Below are 18,595 nucleotides of genomic sequence, written 5' to 3' on the forward strand. Positions count from 1 at the left end.
ATGAGACTTTCTTTATATGCTATATTATCAATCTCACTGCTATTAATTCTCATGCATGTTGCTGCAACTTTTAAGGATTGGAGTGGCTACAGGAAATATATCATAAAAGAGTTAGAGAAGACGTATGATGCTAAAGTGCATATTGGGGGAAAAATTAAAGTTTCGTTGATTACCCCAAAGCTCACTATTTATAATGTATACGTACAATACAACGAAAATAAAGAGCAAAAGTTGTCAGATTTAATTAGTGTAAGAAAAATTGAAATAAGGCCATCGTTCCTATCGTTGTTTTTATTTTCGTTGCAACCAAAGTCAATCACATTGTTTGGCATGAAAAGCAACAAAGAAAATTTACTTAATATTATAAATACAAACGCCAGTGGTAACACAGTCGATATAGTAATAAAAGACAGCCAAGTAAGTTTCAAGAATGATTTCGCTGATATTGTTAACATAAAGGAAGTTGCTGTAAAAAAAAATAAGCAGTTTTTTGGTAAAGTAAAGGTAGGTGATAATAATTACGATTTTTCAGGAAAGGTTAATATCACAAAAAGGAATGTACACATTAGTGTTGAATCAAATTTTGTAAATTTGCTATTTACAGGTAATAGAAATCAAGAAGAACTCCAGGGTAATTTAACATTAACAATTAATAACAGTTCCGGTTCTGTGAGTGATTTAGCAAAAATCATTAATCTTAGCTTTCTCTCTTGTGTTATTCCTAGCGAAAATATCAAGATATCATCCAATATAAGTCTTAATGAAAGTGAGTTTACGGCAACTGACTTAAAAATTGATTCCAAAAGCATGCAAGCCAGCGGTACAATACAAAATGATAGAAAAGGCAATCACACTAATTTCAATATTAGCTTCAGTAAAGTTGACTTAGATTCCATACAAGACAATTCACAAAAAACAACAAATATAAAAGACCTTCTGGAATGTTTTAGAGCAGTTGTGCCAAAGAACTTGAGCTTAAATTTTAATATAGAAGCTTCTAACATTCAATATCAAAACAAAATATTGGACAATTTCCGTGCTGTACTAAAATCCACTGATGGCAAAGTAAAAGTTAATACGCTTCTTAAATTTCCTGGAATCAATAATATATCTTACTTATCAGGAGAGATCTCAAACAATAATGTCCTATCTGAATTCAACGGTGATTTATTAGTCGAAGGAAATGATTTTGAGTCATTCATTTCATGTTTTTTCCCTTCTATAAAGATGAAAGAAAACCAGAAAAATCAATTTACACTAAGTTCTAAACTGCACCTTGCACCAAGAATATTATCTATCTCAGACATTAGACTGCTAAATAATAAGGAATCCTTGCAAGGGTCAATCAGAGTAAGCCATACAAAAAAACACAATGTGGTCAATGGTGAATTTAGCATGCATAATCTTGATGCAGATAAATATGATCATTCATTATTTAGCAGTTTACCTAAAATGCAATGGCTGAAAAATTTTCAGTATGATGCAAATATAAAGGCCCGTGTTAATAACCTTACATTGAATGATACGAAAATTAAAAATTTGGATTTTTTGCTAAAAATGGAAAAAGGTAAGCTAGTTGCAGATAAAATAAAACTATCTGGAGAAGATTTCGATATTACCGGTAATGCAAAAATATTAGCAGATCAAAAATACGCCAAACCTTTATTAGATGTTAACCTTACGGGCAGTAAATTTAATGGAAAAATTATTACATTACCAAATTTAGTAGAGACGAAAAGAAATTCAAGAAATGAGATAGATCAAATTCAATGGTCAACAAAGCAGCTTGATTTTTTGGATGATAAAGAAGGCTTTGATGCAAATGTGCAAATCAATACTGCAGAATTTAAAACCGAGCAGAATGTTTTAAAAGATTTTAATTTGGATGCGGTAATGAGAAACAACACTATCACTATCAGGCAGGCAAGTTACGTATTAGAACACGGGCAAGTGTTTTTTCAGGGTTATTTAAGATCAGACTCAATGAATACAAGATTTTCTATTGTAAATTTGGACACTAAAAAGATTGGTAAGGTTATAGGAATTGACAATGTAAATGGTCAGGTAAGCTTAAATGGTGAAATCAAAACTCAAGGAAAAAGTTTTCATGATTGGGCTAGTAACTTATCAGGAGATATAAATTTACAAGCACAGGGAATAGAATTTACTAATGTGGATTTTAATTCATTTATCACTAATTTGTTAAGCAGTAAGAATAAGTCTGAAATTTCCACACTTGCTTATATTGATATATATAATGGTAAAACATTTTTTGAAAATATTAGCGGAAAAGCAAGTATTAAGAGTGGTATATGTTCAACTAGTTTACAGTTCGGGATTGATCAAGCATCAGGGTCGATCTCTTCTAATTTAACCTTATCTAACTTCGCTTTAGCTTCTATATTCAGGTTCTTTTTCATTCCACCAGGCTATAGTAATCCAATCTATATCGATATGCATTTGGATGGCCCTATTTGGCGTCCTAAGATGAGTTTTGATGTAGACCAAATCTTCACCGCTTTAGTCAGCAAGAGAAATGGTTGATTTACTTAGGCGTACGGTTTAGGGGACAATGAACTCATCTGAACGGATACAAACTTAACCTAACTCATCACCACCTGGCAGTGGTGGCAAGCCAAATGCTTCTCTCTTTTCGTTGAGCGTCATGAAGCTTGCGTTTTCTACGTATTTCCACAACTTTTGTCTTTTTTCCATGAGAATTTCTATTGCATCTTTGTCATACGACAAGCACAGATCTTCACCAAATCTTGGTGTCAGCCAAGAATTCAGGTGACAGATAATATTTTCTAGCGTTGGTAAAACCGTCTGCTCCCAGAGGGATAAGCGTGCTTCGACTAAATTGCTATAAGTGTTATCACCCGGTATGCCAAGCAATTGCGGTGGAACGCCAAAAGCTAGCGCAATATCACGAGCTGAGCTGTGTTTGGACTCAATAAAATCCATATCCCTTGGCGATAAGCTCATTTCTTTCCACTCCAAGCCTCCTTCAAGCAATATCAGTCTTCCAGCGTTTATAGAACCTGAATAATGATCATTTATCTGCGCTTTTAAGCGTTGGTACTGCTCTTGACTTAAACTTCCACCACTTCCATCTTTTGCTGATTTTACAACTATTGCACCACTTGGTCTTGCCCCATTTTGCAACATCGCTTGATTCCAAGCACCCGCCTGATTATGTTGATCTATGCTATATGCAGCTGCCTCAATTGGTGATAACCCATACCAATCATTCAAAGGATTAAAGGTCTTTAAGTGCAACACTGCTGAACGTCCGGTTAGTTTATCAACTTTAAAGTCATAACTGTTGTTATTTATGGTATAACGATAGATATAAGGAACGTTATTTCTCCCTGGAACAATTTCAACCCTATCGGGGCGCAGAAGATAAAGCTCTGTTGGTGGTTTTCTACTATTCTGTGACTCAACCATCAATATATAAGAATTGCCGTTAACTAACCGATAAGTTACAATCCCCTCAATAAATTCCGATTTTGATGTCATTGGATTAGGAGAATAAAGTAATTTCAGTAATGGATGGGCTTTTAATTGCGATTTTCCCTGTTCAGTAAGCTGGCAGAGAGTAAAAGGTACCGAAGATGCAGCACTTGCAATCATATTAATTGCTCGAAAGGCAATAACATTTTTTATGTAACCTTCCTCAGCAAAACTTACATAATCACGCTTACTCCAACTTGGCTCCATCATTAGCTGCAAAGCAGAATATTTAGTAAATACTGCGCTTTTTTTTCTTTGAAAAATATTGAGATTCATATATGCCTCCTAAAAAATTGAATTTGTGGTAGAATTATATCAATTGGTGTCACAGGAAGGATATACTAACGTACGAACATTATGTTTGAGAGCAATCTCTACACAGTAGTTAAATGGCAGGCACAATCAAGGGGTAGCAAAAAGAATGAGCTTTTTTTTGAGCTGAGCGAAGCCACCTAAGGTAGAAAATGAATCAGGAAGGAGTAAAAATATATTTAATGTTTATATGATGTACTTACTTATAAATATCTTTTCTGTGTCCTATCTCTGTGATAACCACTTCATATTTTATAATATTTACGGAATAGATAACGCGATAATCACCTACCCTTAATCTTCTTTGTCCTTTAAATCTGTAATATAATGGCTCACCAAGGTTAATGGGATCAATTGTAAGGCGCTTATTTATCGCATTTATGATCCTTAATCTTATTGTTTTTGGAAGAGCTGGAAGGTCTTTCTCAAGAACGCTTTCTATGAAGATAATATTGTATTCCAGTCTACATCCTCACTTCTAATTTTCTTTACACCTGAAACATTACGTTTAGCAGCACGCTCAATTAGTATTTTATCTTCCTCATTTTCAATTGCTTCTTGTATTAGCTTCTCTGTTAGTTCTTTAATGGACTTATTTCTTATTTTAGCCAGTCCAGCAAGACACTCTGAAATTTCGTTGTTGAAAGTTATGCTAAATTTTGAGTTTGCCATATATTTTACCTAAAATCTACTAATAATTATACAACATTTTTCTGAATTTTTCAATAAAAAAAGTTGCCTATACGTAAAGAGGACCTGTGTTGACAAATAATTAAACATTTGTCATGTACTATGTTTGTTAAGGAGAAATAGCACAGAAGTTAGTATTAAGTATATTAGGAATAAGAAAGGCTGCGCTCAGTGTCACACACTGGAATAACAGGAAAAAACGAACTGCTATACTAAAAAAAAAGAAATAGAATATGACAGAATGGCTAATATCTAATCAGCTTATTGATTATAACTGTGCCGTAAAATCTATGGAAGAAAAAATTCAACAAATTCACAATAATTCAGCAGACGAATTGGTATGGCTACTCCAGCACCCTCCACTTTATACTGCAGGAATCAGTGCAACAGATAATGATATTGTTGAAAAACTATTTCCTATATATAAAACAGGCAGGGGTGGCAAATACACATATCATGGGCCAGGACAGCGCATCATATATTTAATGTTAAACCTTAAAAAAAGAAATAAATGCGACATAAAGCTATATATTAGAGACCTAAGTAAGTGGATAATAAATGTTTTAAAGCAATTTAATATACTTGGAGAGTTTAGAGAAGATAGAATAGGTATTTGGGTAAACCATAACGGAGTAGAAAAAAAAATTGCAGCTTTTGGTATCCGTTTAAGAAAATGGGTAACTTATCATGGCATAGCGCTTAACGTCTTTCCAGACCTCTCTCATTATAAGGGTATTATTCCTTGTGGACTGCAAGATTATGGCGTCACGTCAATGGAAGAACTAGGAGTGAAAGTTCCACTCTCTGAATTGGATGATATACTAAAAAAAGAGTTTTATAAGATATTTTAATGATTGTTTACCTTTTATATTTCATTCTCACTTTATGTGCTAACACAGGTATTCATGCAATCGACCAAGTTGATATTATTGCTCCTTCTTCGAAGGGAAAAGAATTAGATCTGACTACTATAAAAGAATATGTAGAAGCTTTGGATTTTAATCCCCATATTTCGGAGAAAATATATAGTAATGATAATCCATTTTATTCCAACTCTGATGAATTCAGAGCAAATGATTTGATTAGTGCACTAACTAATGATAGTAAAATAATCTGGTGTATCAGAGGAGGAGAAGGGGCTTCTCGGTTAATTCCCTATCTAGAAAAGTTACCCAATGATAAAAAAGAAAGGATTGCTCAAAACAAAAAGATCCTCATAGGCTATAGCGATATAACTGCCTTGCACATCCATCTACAAGCTAAATATGATTGGCAAACTCTTCACGGCACCATGTTGGAAATGATAGTAAATAACTCCGTTTCTGAAAGCTCTGTTGAAAAATTGAAAGAGTTAATTCTTAACAAGCGGGATTCTATCAGATTTGATAAGCTAAAGATGATAAATAATGGCATTAGACTAAAAGATGGCAGATTAAAGTCTAAAATCATCGGTGGTAATATGACTTTAGTTGAAAACAGTATAGGAACTGTTTGGCAAATAAATGCGAAAGGTAAAATTCTATTTTTAGAGGACATAAGAGTCTACCCATACGCAATAGAGCGCAGTTTAGATCACCTAAAACAAGCTCACATCTTTGATGGAGTACATGCAGTAATCTTTGGGGATTTCGTTAACTGCTATAACGATAACCTTGTTGAAGTTATAAAAGAAAGGTTTGCAAAAAGTGTTAACTTTCCTGTATTTACAATGAAAGGGGTAGGCCATGGACATACAAATGATCCTTTACCTTTTAACACTCACGCTATTATTAGCGTTCAAGACGAAAAAGAAGGTTTGTTTTTTATGGACGTGCAGAATGTTAGCTAATCTTATAGCTAACGCGAGCTCTACGTTATACCGCCGCGGTATCTCTTAGCCGCTAACACGTACTTAACCGTCATACCGCGATTCATTCGCGGTATCTCATCCGCTAACAAGAGATCCCGCTAACATGTAGCGGGATGACGAATTGCTTAACCGTCATTCCGCCGCAGACCGTCATACCGCCGCGGTATCTCTTAGCCGCTAACACATAGCGGGATGACGAGCTTATCGTCATGCCACCGCGAACCGTCATACCGCCACGAACTGTCATACCACCACGAACCGTCATACCGCGATTCATTCGCGGTATCTCTAGATCCCGCTAACACGTAGCGGGATGACGGTTGTCAGGGTGTCATGCAAGTAGCTGACTACTTGGATCTGGTAGGCTTAAATCACAATGCCCGTAAAGCTGCGACCCTAGAGCTACTATCTCTCACCCACTGCAAATATTGCACGGTACTATCCACTTGATCATCGTGTCGAGTTTCAGGAAACATTAAAATCTCATACTCAAAATCGTTCAGCCATACTGCTTGGTGCGGCAGAAAAACCTTGCCAGACTCTATAATCGGAACAATTTGATAAAATCGAGTGAGCTTGTCATCATGTGGTACTATTTCGATAATTGGTAAATCACTGTTTGTCTTTAGCTCTTGCACCAATTGCTGACCACTTGTTTTTGCTTCGATTAAAATTGCGTGCGGTGTCCATCTTGCAGCTAGTGACAAAACTTGCTCTTTAAGCTTTGGATACTCAAGCTTTGCACGATATACATCAAGTAAATAGAATTTGTTATCTATTTTTGCCCAGGTGGTGCAGACGCTAAAGTTGCTCATGTTGCTTGTTGAAACTGCAGTGTCCCAGCTTTGAGTTACATGCGAGAGATTGTCAGGAAAATTTCTATAGCGCTTCAGCCACTCTCGTTTAATTATACCACTTGAAAGTGGCAGAGGGTTTTGTTGATATTGTGCAGCAAAAGCGTAACTTCCAAGTTCAACCTTTATCATCTCAACTTCTTCTTTTCCTCCATCGAGGGGATATAGCAACTGACCTTCTTCTCTTGAGTATAATATTACGGGTGGTGTCATTCTAGCACTTGATGCTGTAATCCAGCTTTTGTACTCATTTGTAGTTACTCGGGTGACAGGAACAAGAAAAGGAGGCGCTGGCTTTTTGATTGAATAGATAATCTCCTTATTTTCAGATATCATCGGTAAACAAGTATGGTTCCATATGTTTTTCGGTTTGGAGAGAAGGTGCCCGATTAAATCTTCTTGATGTAGCCTATGCATCACAAGAACAATTACTCCTTTTTTTCTATTGTTGAGCCTGGCTACTAAAGTCTGGTCAAACCAATTTGTAGCACGCTTTCTAAACGTTTCACTCAAAGCTTGGGCGGGACTCAGTGGATCATCCACGATGATGAAATCACCACCTTCACCTGTTAACGTCCCTCCAACTGACGTTGCGATTCTGTATCCTCTCTGCACTGTTTGGAATTTGTATTTGGTATTTTGATCTTTGGATAGTTCTACCTCTGGAAACAGCTCTCTATACCAACTAGACTGCATTATACACCTTGTATCAAGCGAGTGCTTTTCGCTAAGCAGCCGAGAGTAGCTTGCAACTATTATTCTTGCAGTTGGCTGATTTCCCAGTATCCATGCGGGCCACGCAACACTAGCGCACAGGGACTTCATTGAACGCGGAGGCATATTGAATATTATTCGCCTCATTTTGCCAACATTTGCCGCTTCAAGTCTGTCTGCTATGACTTTTATATACTGATAATCATTATACTCACACCCCGGCACCACCGTTTGAAAGCACAGTTCAATGAATTTTAGAAAGTTCATGATATAATGTTGAAACCAACGCGTGACGCTGGGATGACAAAAAAAGGAGCACTGAAGGCTATAGGTGAGACGTCGCGGTATCTCTAGATCCCGCTAACAAGCAGCGGGATGATGAATTACTATGCCGCCGCGAACCGTCATACCGCCGCGGCGCTAACAAGAGATCCCGCTAACAAGCAGCGGGATGACGAATTACTATGCCGCCGCGAACCGTCATACTGCTGCGGTATCTCAGCCGCTAATAAGTAGCGGGATGACGGTTGTCGTTTAGCTATAAATATTAAGAAATTTACCAAATAAAAAAAAGGCAAAAGAAGCCCCGTGGTTGGCTAATTACTTACATTATACTTTCAAGTATGGCGTTTTTTTATTCTAAACGCTTAATAACCGCGATTTAGCTGCTTTTTAATGCAACTAACCTTTAGTCATAAATGTTTAAGAAATTTACTAAACAGAAAAAAAGGCAAAAGAAACCCTAGGGTAGCTAGTTATTCACTATCCATTTTTTAAGTTGGCGTTTTTTTATGTTTTAAATGCTTTATAAGCGCATTTTAGCTTATATTAGGTAAAAACCTAGAAATTTTATAAAGACATAAGGTGCACATAGTGCAAAAAATTAAACATGAGACGCCAGATACGTGAGTTTTTTTGTCATTTAATCTGTACAGAGAAGATAAATAAATAGCTTCAGTTTCATGATAAGGGGGCTGGCAAAGGGTGTCAAGTAAGTTTTTATAATATCAGAGGATAATTTCGACCATAAACCCCTATCAATAAATTTTAACAAAAATACTTCAGTGCATTTTCAAATATAAGCATTCCATCGCCATATTTTGGCACAGCAACACCTAAACGCTTGCTCTTTTCTTTTTCAAGGGGCCAATTATCTTGCTGGGTAAAAAATATTCCCCTTTCTGGATGGGGCATTAAAGCTAGCACTCTTCCACTTTTATCTGATAAAGCTGCTAGGTCGTATGTAGATCCATTCGGATTGTAAGGAAATTGTAGGTTAGCATAGTTGCCATTTTTATCAATGTAACGTAATGCGGTGGAATTGCTCTCAATCAATTGGTTCAAAATATCTTGATCCATAAAAAATTTGCCTTCCCCATGAGCAATAGGGAGATATAGTTCACTCAGACCTCGTAGCCAAACAGAATTACTCTGCGGATTAACTCTCACTCTAATCCAGCGGCATTGGTAATTGCCTATATCATTATGGATTAAAGCTAGATTAGAGAACTCTGGAATTAATTTTACTAATATCTGACAACCATTACATATTCCTATAATCAGCTTGTCCTGAGATAAAAACTCTTGAAACTCATCCAACAAGTTGTTTTTAATACGTAAAGCAAACGCATTACCAGCACCAGTGTCATCACCATAGGAAAAACCCCCTGGAATTGCAAGTATATTGCTTAATTTCAGTTCACCTGGATTATCTATGATATCGTTAATGTGAACGATTTTTACTTCAATATTACCAATACCAAGTTTTCTGCTGCATTCCATAAATGCAAATGCAGTTTCTTTTTCGCAATTTAAGCCATAACCAGATAGGACTGTGATTTTCATGAATTGCTAAAAATTAAAAAATTCGAATTTCCTTTTTACAAAATTTGCTACTAAATTTAACGCAAATAACACCAATAATAAAGCTATAATTGCGATAGCAGCAAGTTCAACAAATGCAATTTCAGGATTGCTTGACCATATGTATATTTGCACAGGTAGAACAGTCGCCGGATCGAAAAAGGACGTAGGTGTATCAGCAATAAATGCCACCATACCCATCATAAGTAAAGGAGAAGATTCACCTAAAATCCTTGCAATTGCAAGCACAGTACCATGTATTATTCTTGGTAACGCAATCGGTAAAGAGTGATCTAATATCACCTTGATGTGAGGTGCACCGAGCGCAAACGCTGCATCTTTTATCGTAATAGGAACATTCGCAAAGGCATTTTTTGTTGCAATTATAATATTAGGTAACATCATAAATGAAAGAGTCATTCCACCAACAAGTGGTGAAGAGCGTGGTAGCCCAAATATGCCAAGATAGAGAGTTAAGCCCACTACACCAAATATTATTGAAGGCACTGCAGCAAGATTATTCATGCTAATTTCTACAATATTAGTCATTAGCCTATTTTTAGGCATAAATTCGTAAAGACAGATGCCCGACATAATTCCTATTGGTAATGCTAATGCTAGGCACACTATAATTGTCATTAATGAACCGATAAATGCCCCTAAAATCCCTGCATTTTCAGGTTCACGAGAGTCAGATTTAAGGAATAAAGACTTATTAAAAAATTTTTTCACTCTCCTCTTTTCTTTTAGCCAATCAAGTAATTTAGCATAACGATCATTCAAATATTTATCTTTATTTATTGAATTAATTATACTTGACGCGGTAAACCAGATCTCATATTCACCACTATCTTTTACTTTCTTACGAAAAAATTTCTCTAGTTCTTTGTAAGAATTACGACTTAAAATTTCGTCACCGTCTTTAAAATCAGTTCCTCCAAACACCTTACGTAAAGAATCGTTGAGTAAGCCAATGGACTTATACCGCAAATCACTAGGATTACTCGCCAAAGCAAGATCAGCATTTATTTCAACTGGCAATAAAATTTTCGTTACTGTTAAGGCACTGTAAGAGTTAACTAATATACTCAACAATATACACACAGGACAGCCAAGTGAGATAACTAGTGCCGTGAAAGAACAAAAGCGTAGCGCTCTGTTCTTTTTATTTTTCCTTTTTATACGAGCATGTACACACCTTGACTGAAGTAATTTAAGGAATTTTTTCTTTATACTCATTTACTTTTCTTTACACGAGGATTTGAAAAAACTTTCCCCTTTTTTGTCATGCAAGTAGCTGACACTGGGATCCAGCAGGCTTTGCCTGCAAATAATTTTTACATTTTCCATGAAAGCACAAACCAAAAGGAGAATAATGAATGCTGGATCCCAGTGTCGGAGCACTGGGATGACACCACAGCGGGAGGCAAACACAATGTTCGTACAGTTGTGTGTCACGCACTGGGATGACAAGAGAGAGTTCTGAGATGACACAATTGACATCACTCCCTATTGTATCTACTTAGATTTCTTTTTAACATAAGTAGTACGCTCTTTGATCCTTGCAGCTTTTCCAAATAGTTTGCACAGATAATACAGTTTTGCTCTACGAACCTTTCCTTTTCTTGTCACTTGCACTGAAACCAGTGCAGGAGAATAAACAAAAAACTGAGACACTATACTTTCTCCATGGCTCACTTTTCTGACTGCAAAAGAAGAATGTAACCCGCGGTTCCTTTTTGATATACATACACCTTCAAATATCTGTATACGTTCACTTGTACCGTCAACTACTTTAAAAGTGACCTTCAAATCATCGCCAGGACGAAATTCTGGTATTTCTTTAGCTAACACTTGCATTTGCTGTTCGTTAAATTTTTTAAGTAAATTTGTCATTTATCTCTCCATTCAATAATTCAGGCCTACGCTTTTTTGTTATAACATGAGACTGCTTCTGCCTCCAATCACTTATTTTTTTGTGATTGCCAGATAACAAAACCTCAGGTACTTTATATCCCTTCCACTGCTCAGGTCTAGTATATTGAGGATATTCAAGTACACCACCACCATAATTAAAACTTTCTTCAGTAATACTATCGGTATTATTTACTACACCTGGAAGAAGTCTAATGCATGCATCAAGAACCACCATTGCAGCTGGCTCACCTCCTGAAAGTATATAATCTCCAATACTTAACTCATAAGGAGTATACGCATCAATTATCCTTTGGTCAATACCTTCAAATCGACCACACAATATTGTTATATGAGGAAACTCTAATAATTCTCTGGCAATATTCTGATTAAACTTAGTTCCAGATGGAGTCATGTAAATAAACTTAGTGTTTTTATGAACAGAGAGCATACTATCTACTGCATCACCAACTACATCAGAACGCATAACCATTCCTGCTCCACCTCCATATGGAACATCATCCATAGTTGAATGTTTATCTTTCGCAAAAGAACGAATATTTATTACTTCAAGGTTCCATATTTTTTTTTCTAACGCTTTTCCGGCAAGAGAATAGTTCAAAAACCCCGGGAACATTTCTGGGAATATGGTTAATATTGTAACATTGAATGCCATTAAGGTTTATTTTAAGTTATTTGGGGCTATACTCTAAGAATAGTAAATTGATATAATATATAGTTAAATTAAACATGTCACTGAATAAAACGATATACGAAGGTAAAGCGAAAGCCATTATTGAAACTGAAGACTTATCAATTGTCATACAGCACTTTAAAGATGATGTTACAGCATTCAATAAGGAAAAATATGAAATAATCGATGGTAAAGGAATAATTAATAATCATATTAGTGCTTTTATCATGGAAAAGCTTGAGAAAGCAGAAATTAGCACACACTTTATAAAAACTCTAAACGAAAGAGAACAGCTAGTCAAAAAACTCAAGATAATACCTCTTGAGGTAGTAGTTAGAAATGTCGCAGCTGGCAGCTTTTGCAAACGTTTTAATATCAAAGAAGGTGAGAGGCTTGCATCTCCTATAATCGATTTTTTTTACAAAAATGATGACCTAGCCGACCCAATGGTAAGTGAAAATCACATACTGTATTTTGATTGGCTATCTAGCAAAGAAATGGATGAAGTTAAAACTACAACTTTAAAAATCAACGAAATATTAGTTCACCTATTTTCAAATGCAAGTATATATTTAGTTGATCTCAAGTTAGAATTTGGCAGATTAATAAATGACAGTACTAAAATCGTTTTAGCTGATGAAATTAGCCCTGATAACTGCAGATTATGGGATAAAAATACTTATAAAAAGCTAGATAAAGATGTCTTTCGTTTGAATTTAGGAGATTTAAAGGAAGCATACCTAGAAGTTGCAAAAAGACTGTCAGTAAAGTTAGGTTAACTAAATACTACTCTATCAAGTGGAGGGTTACATGCCTCATCAAGTTTTCCAATAATTTCAATTTTTTCTCCACGTTTTTGGAAATGATTTTTCACGTTTTGCATATTCTCAGAACTTACGATCAATACCATACCAATACCACAATTAAATGTTTTTAGCATTTCTTTCTTCTCTATTTTACCCTCCTTTGTTAGCCATAAAAATATATCTGGCCATTTCCAGGAATTAATGTCTATGTTTGCAAATAAGTTTTTTGGAAGAATTCGCGGAATATTGTCTACCAAACCACCACCCGTGATGTGCGCAATACCTTTTACTTGTGACATGATAGGCAGCAAAGAATCAACATATATTTTTGTTGGTTCAAGTAGTATTTCACTCCAAGATTTATTATTCCATAGAGATGTATCGTTATAATTTATACCTAAGCTTTTGAAAACATGGCGCACTAAAGAAAACCCATTTGAGTGAATTCCACTTGACTCTAAGCCAACTATATAATCACCTGCTTTCATCATACTACAGTTTGGAAGAATTTGCTTTCGATCAACTACACCAACCACAAACCCTGCAAGGTCATAGTGATTATTACCATACATTCCAGGCATTTCTGCAGTTTCCCCACCAACCAATGCTATTTTAGCTTGCTTGCACCCCTCTGCAATGCCCTTAACCACAGATAATAAAACATCTTTGGTCAAAACGCCTGTTGCAAAGTAATCAAGGAAAAACAAAGGCGTTGCTCCTTGTGCAAGTAAGTCATTTACACACATTGCAACTAAATCTATACCTATAGTATCATGTTTATTCACTTCTTGAGCTATCAACAGTTTCGTACCTACTCCATCAGTTGAGGAAACGAGTACTGGATGGTCATACTTCTTACTTAGTGCAGCAAAATCAAATAACGCAGAAAATGAACCTATTTCGCTGATTACTTCTTCTCTAGTAGTTTCTTGAGCAATAGGCTTGACTTCTTTTATTAACTTATTATATAGTTCAATATCTATTCCTGATCTGGTATAAGTATTCATAATCCTTTTATAAATTTTAAAATTGTTAATACTATATTAATGCCTTGATATAAAAAGTGCAACGAAACTTTCTCTTAATTGACTATTATATACTTACCAATATAGGGTAACTTAAATCATTTATAATTATCCAATGAACGAAAATACCAAAAACATACTGTTAATAACGGAACTGCTATCAGGACGGCTGCTTCATGACTTTGCTAACTCTATGAATGGAATAACGTTTGGCGTAGAAGAGCTTGAAGTAATAGATAAGAATGATGCTGATGCGCAGAAGGAAGCGTTGTTGTTTCTTAAAGAAAGCTCCGATGATTTAATATATAAACATAAAGTTATGAAGCAGGCATATTCTTCTTCAATGGATAATTATAGCTTTGATAAGACCAAATCTAATATCGAAAATTATTTATTAAAAAAAAAGTAAAGCTTACGTGGAAAATAGACGCATACTCTGCAAAAAATAAGGAAGATTTAATTGAAAAGATAAATAAGATAATTTCTAATATGGTGCTAACTATAGCCAGTGCAGTGGCGGAAGTTGAACTAGTATCTGTTTTACTGAGTCAAACAGAAGATAAAATGCTATTAACTATAAAAATTATAAATGAACACAAACCAATAAGCAAATCATTAGTAGACAAATTAATCAAAAAAAATGACACTAATTTAAATACAAAAGATATTAATATCTATATGACCTCTTTATTATTAGAGTACTATAACACTGAAATGCATTATACTTGCAAAAATAATTTGCTGGAAATAGGTTTAACTATAACTTGAGTTGCATATTTGGTTATTACAACTTTTTCTTCGTGTCAAGGCATTCCCCGACAAGGGGTACCAAATCTAATTTTTGTAATCACTTAAGTCTAGTACTATTTTATTAATGTAGCGCTCATTTGCATCTTTGATGATAAACTTCATACCATTTTTATATTTAATGACTTCATCTACAGAAGGCACTTTACCAGCAATCGAAAGAATCAAACCACCAAGTGTAACATAGTCTTCTTCAGGGTCACGTAATTCTATTTTTAGATCCTCTTCTATATCTTTTATAAGAGCCCTTGCTGATACTTCAAACTTATTTTGAAACAATTCAGTAATGGTATATTCTGAATTTATTTCGTTTTCACTATCAATGTTTGGTATTAGTTCCTCTATAAGATCAGTCATTGAAATTAAACCATCAGTTCCACCATATTCATCCAATACGATAGCTAAGCATGATTTAGAAGAGTTCATCCTAACAAAAAGATTAGTTGTCTTCATCGAGGGTGGAACAAATATTACGCTTTGTATAATATGTTTCAGATTAAAATTTTTATCCCTATTAAAAATAACATCTTTTACATAAAAAAAGCCTATTACGTTATCAAAGTTATTTTTATAAATTGGTATTTTAGTGTGGCAAGTGTTTTTTATCTTCTTTATTATTTCACGCTCGCTTGACTCAATGTCTACTGCGCATATCTCTGTACGTGGAGTCATTATATCCATTATACCACAATCGCGGAATTTTAATAGACCATTAAATATATTAAGGTCTGGCAGATCTTTCATTAATGCCTCAGTCGCACACTTTTTCAACACAGAAGCTTTTTTGAAAAGGAAGAGAAAAATTCTATATGCTATTTTTTCTACTAAGGTTCTTTTTTTACTCAATTTATTCCCTGTAATGGCAAAAACGTTTTCAGATTAGATTTATCAAGAAAACTGTTATTAAATGTTTAATAAGCATGTGAATAATGTCAAATTAATTTGTGAATTATTTGTTGATATAAAATACCAACAATTGATCAACAACTTTTTCAACAACATATACATAGTTGTGTAACAATGCATGATGGTAAAGTATTTTCCATAAAAGAAAATTACTAACACTCTAAACACCTTACTTATACACATAAATCATAACAGAAAATCAATAATATACGAAAGTTACTCACATATTTATCCACAAGTTGAACAACGCCAATTTTTACTGAATTTTAAGTTAGTAACAAGTTATTGATAGAACTATTATTATTACTATACTTTAATATACAAAAGAATAAATAGAATAGATTGGAAAGCGGCAAAACAACAATAGCGAAAATTATTAAGAGAAATGAGCCGGGTGGAAGAGTGCCTATCTGGCTAATGCGTCAGGCTGGCAGGTCTCTTCCTGAGTACCGCAAAGCAGTAGAAAATATGAATAATTTTATGGAGATATGCTACAACACAGATTTAGTGACAGAATTGACGTTACAGCCGGTGACAAGATTTGACATGGATGCGGCGATAATTTTTTCAGACATTTTAATAATAGCTGATGTTTTGGGTTGTGACGTGAATTTCGTACGCGGTGTAGGTCCAATAATAAAACCCGTGGAAAGTCCTAAGGAATTGAAGGGTCCACAAGAAATTGAAACTAAAACCTTACCAATTCTAAACGCTATAAAAAAAGTCAGAAGCCAATTACCAAAAGAAAAATCTCTCATAGGATTTGCTGGTGGACCATGGACAGTAGCCTCATACATCATAGAAGGTGGGAGCAGCAAAACTTTTTCCAAAGTATTAAATTTTTATCCTTCGTGTTTGAAGGAAATAATTGAACGAATAACGGAAGTAACGATTATTTATCTAATTAAACAGATAGAATTTGGAGCAGATGTTATTCAGCTATTTGACAGTAATGCTGGTGCGTTATCGGAACCATTGTTTAAAGAATATGTTATCGAACCAACAAAGAGAATTATCTTGGCAATAAAGGATAGATTTTCTGATTTTCCAATAATAGGTTTTCCAAAGTCTGCTGGAAATCTTTATAAAGATTACTGCGAACAAACAGGTGTATCTGCAGTAAGTATAGATTATAATGTTCCAATAAAATGGGCGAAAGCGAATCTAAACATCCCTCTACAAGGAAACCTTGATCCTAATCTTTTAGCCTATAATAAAACGGAAGCAATCAAAGAAGCAAAACGTATAATAGATTGCTTTAGAGATTTACCCTTCATATTTAATCTCGGACATGGAGTACTCCCTGATACTCCAGTTGAAAATATTGCTGCATTGGTAAACCTGGTAAAAAGCTACTAATACAATACACAAAATTCTAGCTTTTTTGTTGTACGGGGTTTATCATTTGAATTTAGCTTCAGTAAGATATGTCAGACCTTGCAAAAAGAATGTCCCTAATAAAACCATCACCTACGATTGCTGTAACTGATAAGGCAAATAAGTTGAAAAATGAAGGAAAAAAGATCTGTGTTTTAGCTGCAGGAGAACCGGATTTTGATACTCCAGATCATATAAAAAAAGCAGCTATTCAAGCAATAAGTGAAGGTAAGACTAAATATACTGCTGTTGATGGAACGCGTGAGCTGAAAGAAGCAATAATTAATAAGTTAAGAAAGGATAATAACCTCGAGTACACGCTTAACCAAATCTGTGTTGGTACAGGTGCTAAGCAGGTGTTATTCAATTTGTTCATGGCAACAATTAACTCTGGAGATGAAGTTATTATTCCAGCTCCTTATTGGGTTTCATATGTTGATATGGTAAGTCTTTTTGGCGGCTTGCCAGTTGTAGTAGAATGCAAACAAAATTTTAAACTGACAGCGGAATTATTGAAAAGCAGGATAACTAAAAAAACTAAATGGTTAATTCTTAACTCACCGAACAACCCTGCAGGAGCTGTGTACACATGTGATGAATTGAAAGACATAGCACAAATATTGCTTGAATATCCACATATGAATGTCGTTACAGATGATATTTATGAGCATATAATATACGACGAAAAGTTTTTTACTATCGCTCAGGTTGAGCCGAAGCTTTATGATAGAGTTTTTGTAGTCAATGGAGTATCAAAAGCCTATGCAATGACAGGCTGGAGAATAGGGTATATTGCAGGTAGAAGTGATGTGGTAAAAGCTATCTCTACGCTGCAGTCTCAAAGCACTTCTAATCCAAATTCGATAGCACAAGCAGCAGCAGCAGCAGCATTAAACGGTGATCATAGTTTTTTGAAAGAAAGAACAAGGATTTTTAAAAGTCGTAGAGATTTTATGGTGAAAGAGCTAAATTCTGCCCCGGGATTATCAGCGTCTGTTCCACAAGGTGCGTTTTATTTATTTGTCTCATGTGAAGGATTGCTCAGTAAAAGCACAAAAAGTGGTAAGATAATAAATAATGATTTAGATTTTACTGAATACTTACTGGGGGATCATTTGGTTGCTGTGGTTCCAGGAATTGCATTTGGTCTAGAAAATTTTATCAGAATTTCTTATGCAACCTCTCAGGAACAATTAGAAATTGGATGTGATAGTATTACTAAAGCGTGCCAGGAGTTAAAATGAAATAGACTATCCATAAGTTGTATA

General features: G+C 35.0%; 19 protein-coding genes. 9 read left to right on the forward strand and 10 right to left on the reverse strand.

Annotated elements, in window-relative coordinates:
• Positions 1–2,544, forward strand: coding sequence for an AsmA-like C-terminal region-containing protein (locus tag AAGD76_RS04550; RefSeq protein ID WP_341820442.1), 2,544 nt, complete (start codon positions 1–3; stop codon positions 2,542–2,544).
• 54 nt (positions 2,545–2,598) lie between these two features.
• Here the strand turns inward: AAGD76_RS04550 and AAGD76_RS04555 are convergent, their stop codons facing one another.
• From AAGD76_RS04555 to AAGD76_RS04565, 3 genes are all read right to left on the reverse strand, one after another.
• Positions 2,599–3,792, reverse strand: coding sequence for a phage portal protein (locus AAGD76_RS04555; RefSeq protein WP_341820443.1), 1,194 nt, complete (start codon positions 3,790–3,792; stop codon positions 2,599–2,601).
• A 235-nt stretch (positions 3,793–4,027) separates the two neighbouring features.
• A complete protein-coding gene (locus AAGD76_RS04560; RefSeq protein ID WP_309166922.1) occupies positions 4,028–4,291 on the reverse strand; it encodes a type II toxin-antitoxin system RelE/ParE family toxin in 264 nt (87 codons plus the stop codon).
• Positions 4,267–4,500, reverse strand: coding sequence for a DUF6290 family protein (locus AAGD76_RS04565; protein ID WP_010081986.1), 234 nt, complete (start codon positions 4,498–4,500; stop codon positions 4,267–4,269). The genes AAGD76_RS04560 and AAGD76_RS04565 overlap by 25 nt, the downstream gene beginning before the upstream one ends.
• A 251-nt stretch (positions 4,501–4,751) precedes the next feature.
• On the opposite strand from AAGD76_RS04565, the gene lipB reads away from it, so the two are divergent.
• Positions 4,752–5,369: a lipoyl(octanoyl) transferase LipB gene (gene lipB / locus AAGD76_RS04570; protein WP_341820444.1), complete on the forward strand. Its 618-nt coding sequence runs from the start codon at positions 4,752–4,754 to the stop codon at positions 5,367–5,369.
• Complete coding sequence (locus tag AAGD76_RS04575; protein WP_341820445.1) at positions 5,369–6,346, forward strand: LD-carboxypeptidase; 978 nt, start codon at positions 5,369–5,371, stop codon at positions 6,344–6,346. The genes lipB and AAGD76_RS04575 overlap by 1 nt, the downstream gene beginning before the upstream one ends.
• A 392-nt stretch (positions 6,347–6,738) precedes the next feature.
• Here the strand turns inward: AAGD76_RS04575 and terL are convergent, their stop codons facing one another.
• The 3 genes from terL to pstA form a co-directional block, all read right to left on the reverse strand.
• Positions 6,739–8,202, reverse strand: coding sequence for a phage terminase large subunit (gene terL, locus AAGD76_RS04580; RefSeq protein ID WP_341820446.1), 1,464 nt, complete (start codon positions 8,200–8,202; stop codon positions 6,739–6,741).
• A gap of 780 nt (positions 8,203–8,982) precedes the next feature.
• The gene (locus AAGD76_RS04585) at positions 8,983–9,780 is read right to left on the reverse strand and encodes a phosphoribosylformylglycinamidine synthase subunit PurQ (RefSeq protein WP_044471287.1); all 798 of its coding nucleotides are present in this window, start codon (positions 9,778–9,780) and stop codon (positions 8,983–8,985) included.
• A gap of 6 nt (positions 9,781–9,786) precedes the next feature.
• Positions 9,787–11,037, reverse strand: coding sequence for a phosphate ABC transporter permease PstA (gene pstA / locus AAGD76_RS04590; RefSeq protein ID WP_341820447.1), 1,251 nt, complete (start codon positions 11,035–11,037; stop codon positions 9,787–9,789).
• Between the two features lie 48 nt (positions 11,038–11,085).
• Between pstA and AAGD76_RS04595 the strand changes: the two genes are divergently transcribed.
• On the forward strand, positions 11,086–11,268 hold the full coding sequence (locus tag AAGD76_RS04595; protein ID WP_010962989.1) for a hypothetical protein: 183 nt from the start codon (positions 11,086–11,088) through the stop codon (positions 11,266–11,268).
• A 48-nt stretch (positions 11,269–11,316) separates the two neighbouring features.
• Here AAGD76_RS04595 and rplS read toward each other — a convergent pair whose 3' ends face one another.
• The gene (rplS, locus tag AAGD76_RS04600) at positions 11,317–11,694 is read right to left on the reverse strand and encodes a 50S ribosomal protein L19 (RefSeq protein ID WP_006279489.1); all 378 of its coding nucleotides are present in this window, start codon (positions 11,692–11,694) and stop codon (positions 11,317–11,319) included.
• Positions 11,678–12,388, reverse strand: a complete 711-nt coding sequence (gene trmD / locus AAGD76_RS04605) for a tRNA (guanosine(37)-N1)-methyltransferase TrmD (RefSeq protein ID WP_341820448.1) — start codon at positions 12,386–12,388, stop codon at positions 11,678–11,680. Before trmD ends, rplS begins: the two co-directional genes overlap by 17 nt.
• Before the next feature lie 74 nt (positions 12,389–12,462).
• On the opposite strand from trmD, the gene purC reads away from it, so the two are divergent.
• Entirely contained in the window at positions 12,463–13,185 is a 723-nt protein-coding gene (gene purC / locus AAGD76_RS04610; protein WP_010081959.1) for a phosphoribosylaminoimidazolesuccinocarboxamide synthase, read from the forward strand.
• On the opposite strand, the gene purM is transcribed toward purC, so the two are convergent.
• Positions 13,182–14,219: a phosphoribosylformylglycinamidine cyclo-ligase gene (gene purM / locus AAGD76_RS04615; protein ID WP_007549277.1), complete on the reverse strand. Its 1,038-nt coding sequence runs from the start codon at positions 14,217–14,219 to the stop codon at positions 13,182–13,184. The two genes, purC and purM, sit on opposite strands and share 4 nt — an antisense overlap.
• A 133-nt stretch (positions 14,220–14,352) precedes the next feature.
• Here purM and AAGD76_RS04620 point away from each other — a divergent pair, with 133 nt between their 5' ends.
• Together AAGD76_RS04620 and AAGD76_RS04625 are read left to right on the forward strand one after the other, a co-directional pair.
• Complete coding sequence (locus AAGD76_RS04620) at positions 14,353–14,646, forward strand: hypothetical protein (RefSeq protein ID WP_006280049.1); 294 nt, start codon at positions 14,353–14,355, stop codon at positions 14,644–14,646.
• An 80-nt stretch (positions 14,647–14,726) separates the two neighbouring features.
• Entirely contained in the window at positions 14,727–15,005 is a 279-nt protein-coding gene (locus AAGD76_RS04625) for a hypothetical protein (protein WP_410529802.1), read from the forward strand.
• A 66-nt stretch (positions 15,006–15,071) separates the two neighbouring features.
• Here the strand turns inward: AAGD76_RS04625 and AAGD76_RS04630 are convergent, their stop codons facing one another.
• Positions 15,072–15,890, reverse strand: coding sequence for a transporter associated domain-containing protein (locus tag AAGD76_RS04630; protein WP_341820449.1), 819 nt, complete (start codon positions 15,888–15,890; stop codon positions 15,072–15,074).
• Positions 15,891–16,292: 402 nt separating this feature from the next.
• Here AAGD76_RS04630 and hemE point away from each other — a divergent pair, with 402 nt between their 5' ends.
• A complete protein-coding gene (gene hemE, locus AAGD76_RS04635) occupies positions 16,293–17,309 on the forward strand; it encodes a uroporphyrinogen decarboxylase (protein WP_341820450.1) in 1,017 nt (338 codons plus the stop codon).
• 68 nt (positions 17,310–17,377) lie between these two features.
• A complete protein-coding gene (locus AAGD76_RS04640; protein WP_010082012.1) occupies positions 17,378–18,571 on the forward strand; it encodes a pyridoxal phosphate-dependent aminotransferase in 1,194 nt (397 codons plus the stop codon).
• The last annotated feature ends 24 nt before the right edge of the window (positions 18,572–18,595 follow it).

Source organism: Wolbachia endosymbiont (group A) of Cydia strobilella (assembly GCF_964026745.1).
Lineage (GTDB): Bacteria > Pseudomonadota > Alphaproteobacteria > Rickettsiales > Anaplasmataceae > Wolbachia > Wolbachia pipientis.

Coding starts and splice junctions, on each gene's coding strand:
- rplS (WP_006279489.1), bottom strand. CDS start 11,694: ATGACAAATTTACTTAAAAAATTTAACGAACAGCAAATGCAAGTGTTA.
- AAGD76_RS04565 (WP_010081986.1), bottom strand. CDS start 4,500: ATGGCAAACTCAAAATTTAGCATAACTTTCAACAACGAAATTTCAGAG.
- lipB (WP_341820444.1), top strand. CDS start 4,752: ATGACAGAATGGCTAATATCTAATCAGCTTATTGATTATAACTGTGCC.
- AAGD76_RS04595 (WP_010962989.1), top strand. CDS start 11,086: ATGCAAGTAGCTGACACTGGGATCCAGCAGGCTTTGCCTGCAAATAAT.
- AAGD76_RS04555 (WP_341820443.1), bottom strand. CDS start 3,792: ATGAATCTCAATATTTTTCAAAGAAAAAAAAGCGCAGTATTTACTAAA.
- pstA (WP_341820447.1), bottom strand. CDS start 11,037: ATGAGTATAAAGAAAAAATTCCTTAAATTACTTCAGTCAAGGTGTGTA.
- trmD (WP_341820448.1), bottom strand. CDS start 12,388: ATGGCATTCAATGTTACAATATTAACCATATTCCCAGAAATGTTCCCG.
- purM (WP_007549277.1), bottom strand. CDS start 14,219: ATGAATACTTATACCAGATCAGGAATAGATATTGAACTATATAATAAG.
- terL (WP_341820446.1), bottom strand. CDS start 8,202: ATGAACTTTCTAAAATTCATTGAACTGTGCTTTCAAACGGTGGTGCCG.
- AAGD76_RS04575 (WP_341820445.1), top strand. CDS start 5,369: ATGATTGTTTACCTTTTATATTTCATTCTCACTTTATGTGCTAACACA.
- purC (WP_010081959.1), top strand. CDS start 12,463: ATGTCACTGAATAAAACGATATACGAAGGTAAAGCGAAAGCCATTATT.
- AAGD76_RS04640 (WP_010082012.1), top strand. CDS start 17,378: ATGTCAGACCTTGCAAAAAGAATGTCCCTAATAAAACCATCACCTACG.
- AAGD76_RS04585 (WP_044471287.1), bottom strand. CDS start 9,780: ATGAAAATCACAGTCCTATCTGGTTATGGCTTAAATTGCGAAAAAGAA.
- AAGD76_RS04620 (WP_006280049.1), top strand. CDS start 14,353: ATGAACGAAAATACCAAAAACATACTGTTAATAACGGAACTGCTATCA.
- AAGD76_RS04550 (WP_341820442.1), top strand. CDS start 1: ATGAGACTTTCTTTATATGCTATATTATCAATCTCACTGCTATTAATT.
- AAGD76_RS04625 (WP_410529802.1), top strand. CDS start 14,727: ATGGTGCTAACTATAGCCAGTGCAGTGGCGGAAGTTGAACTAGTATCT.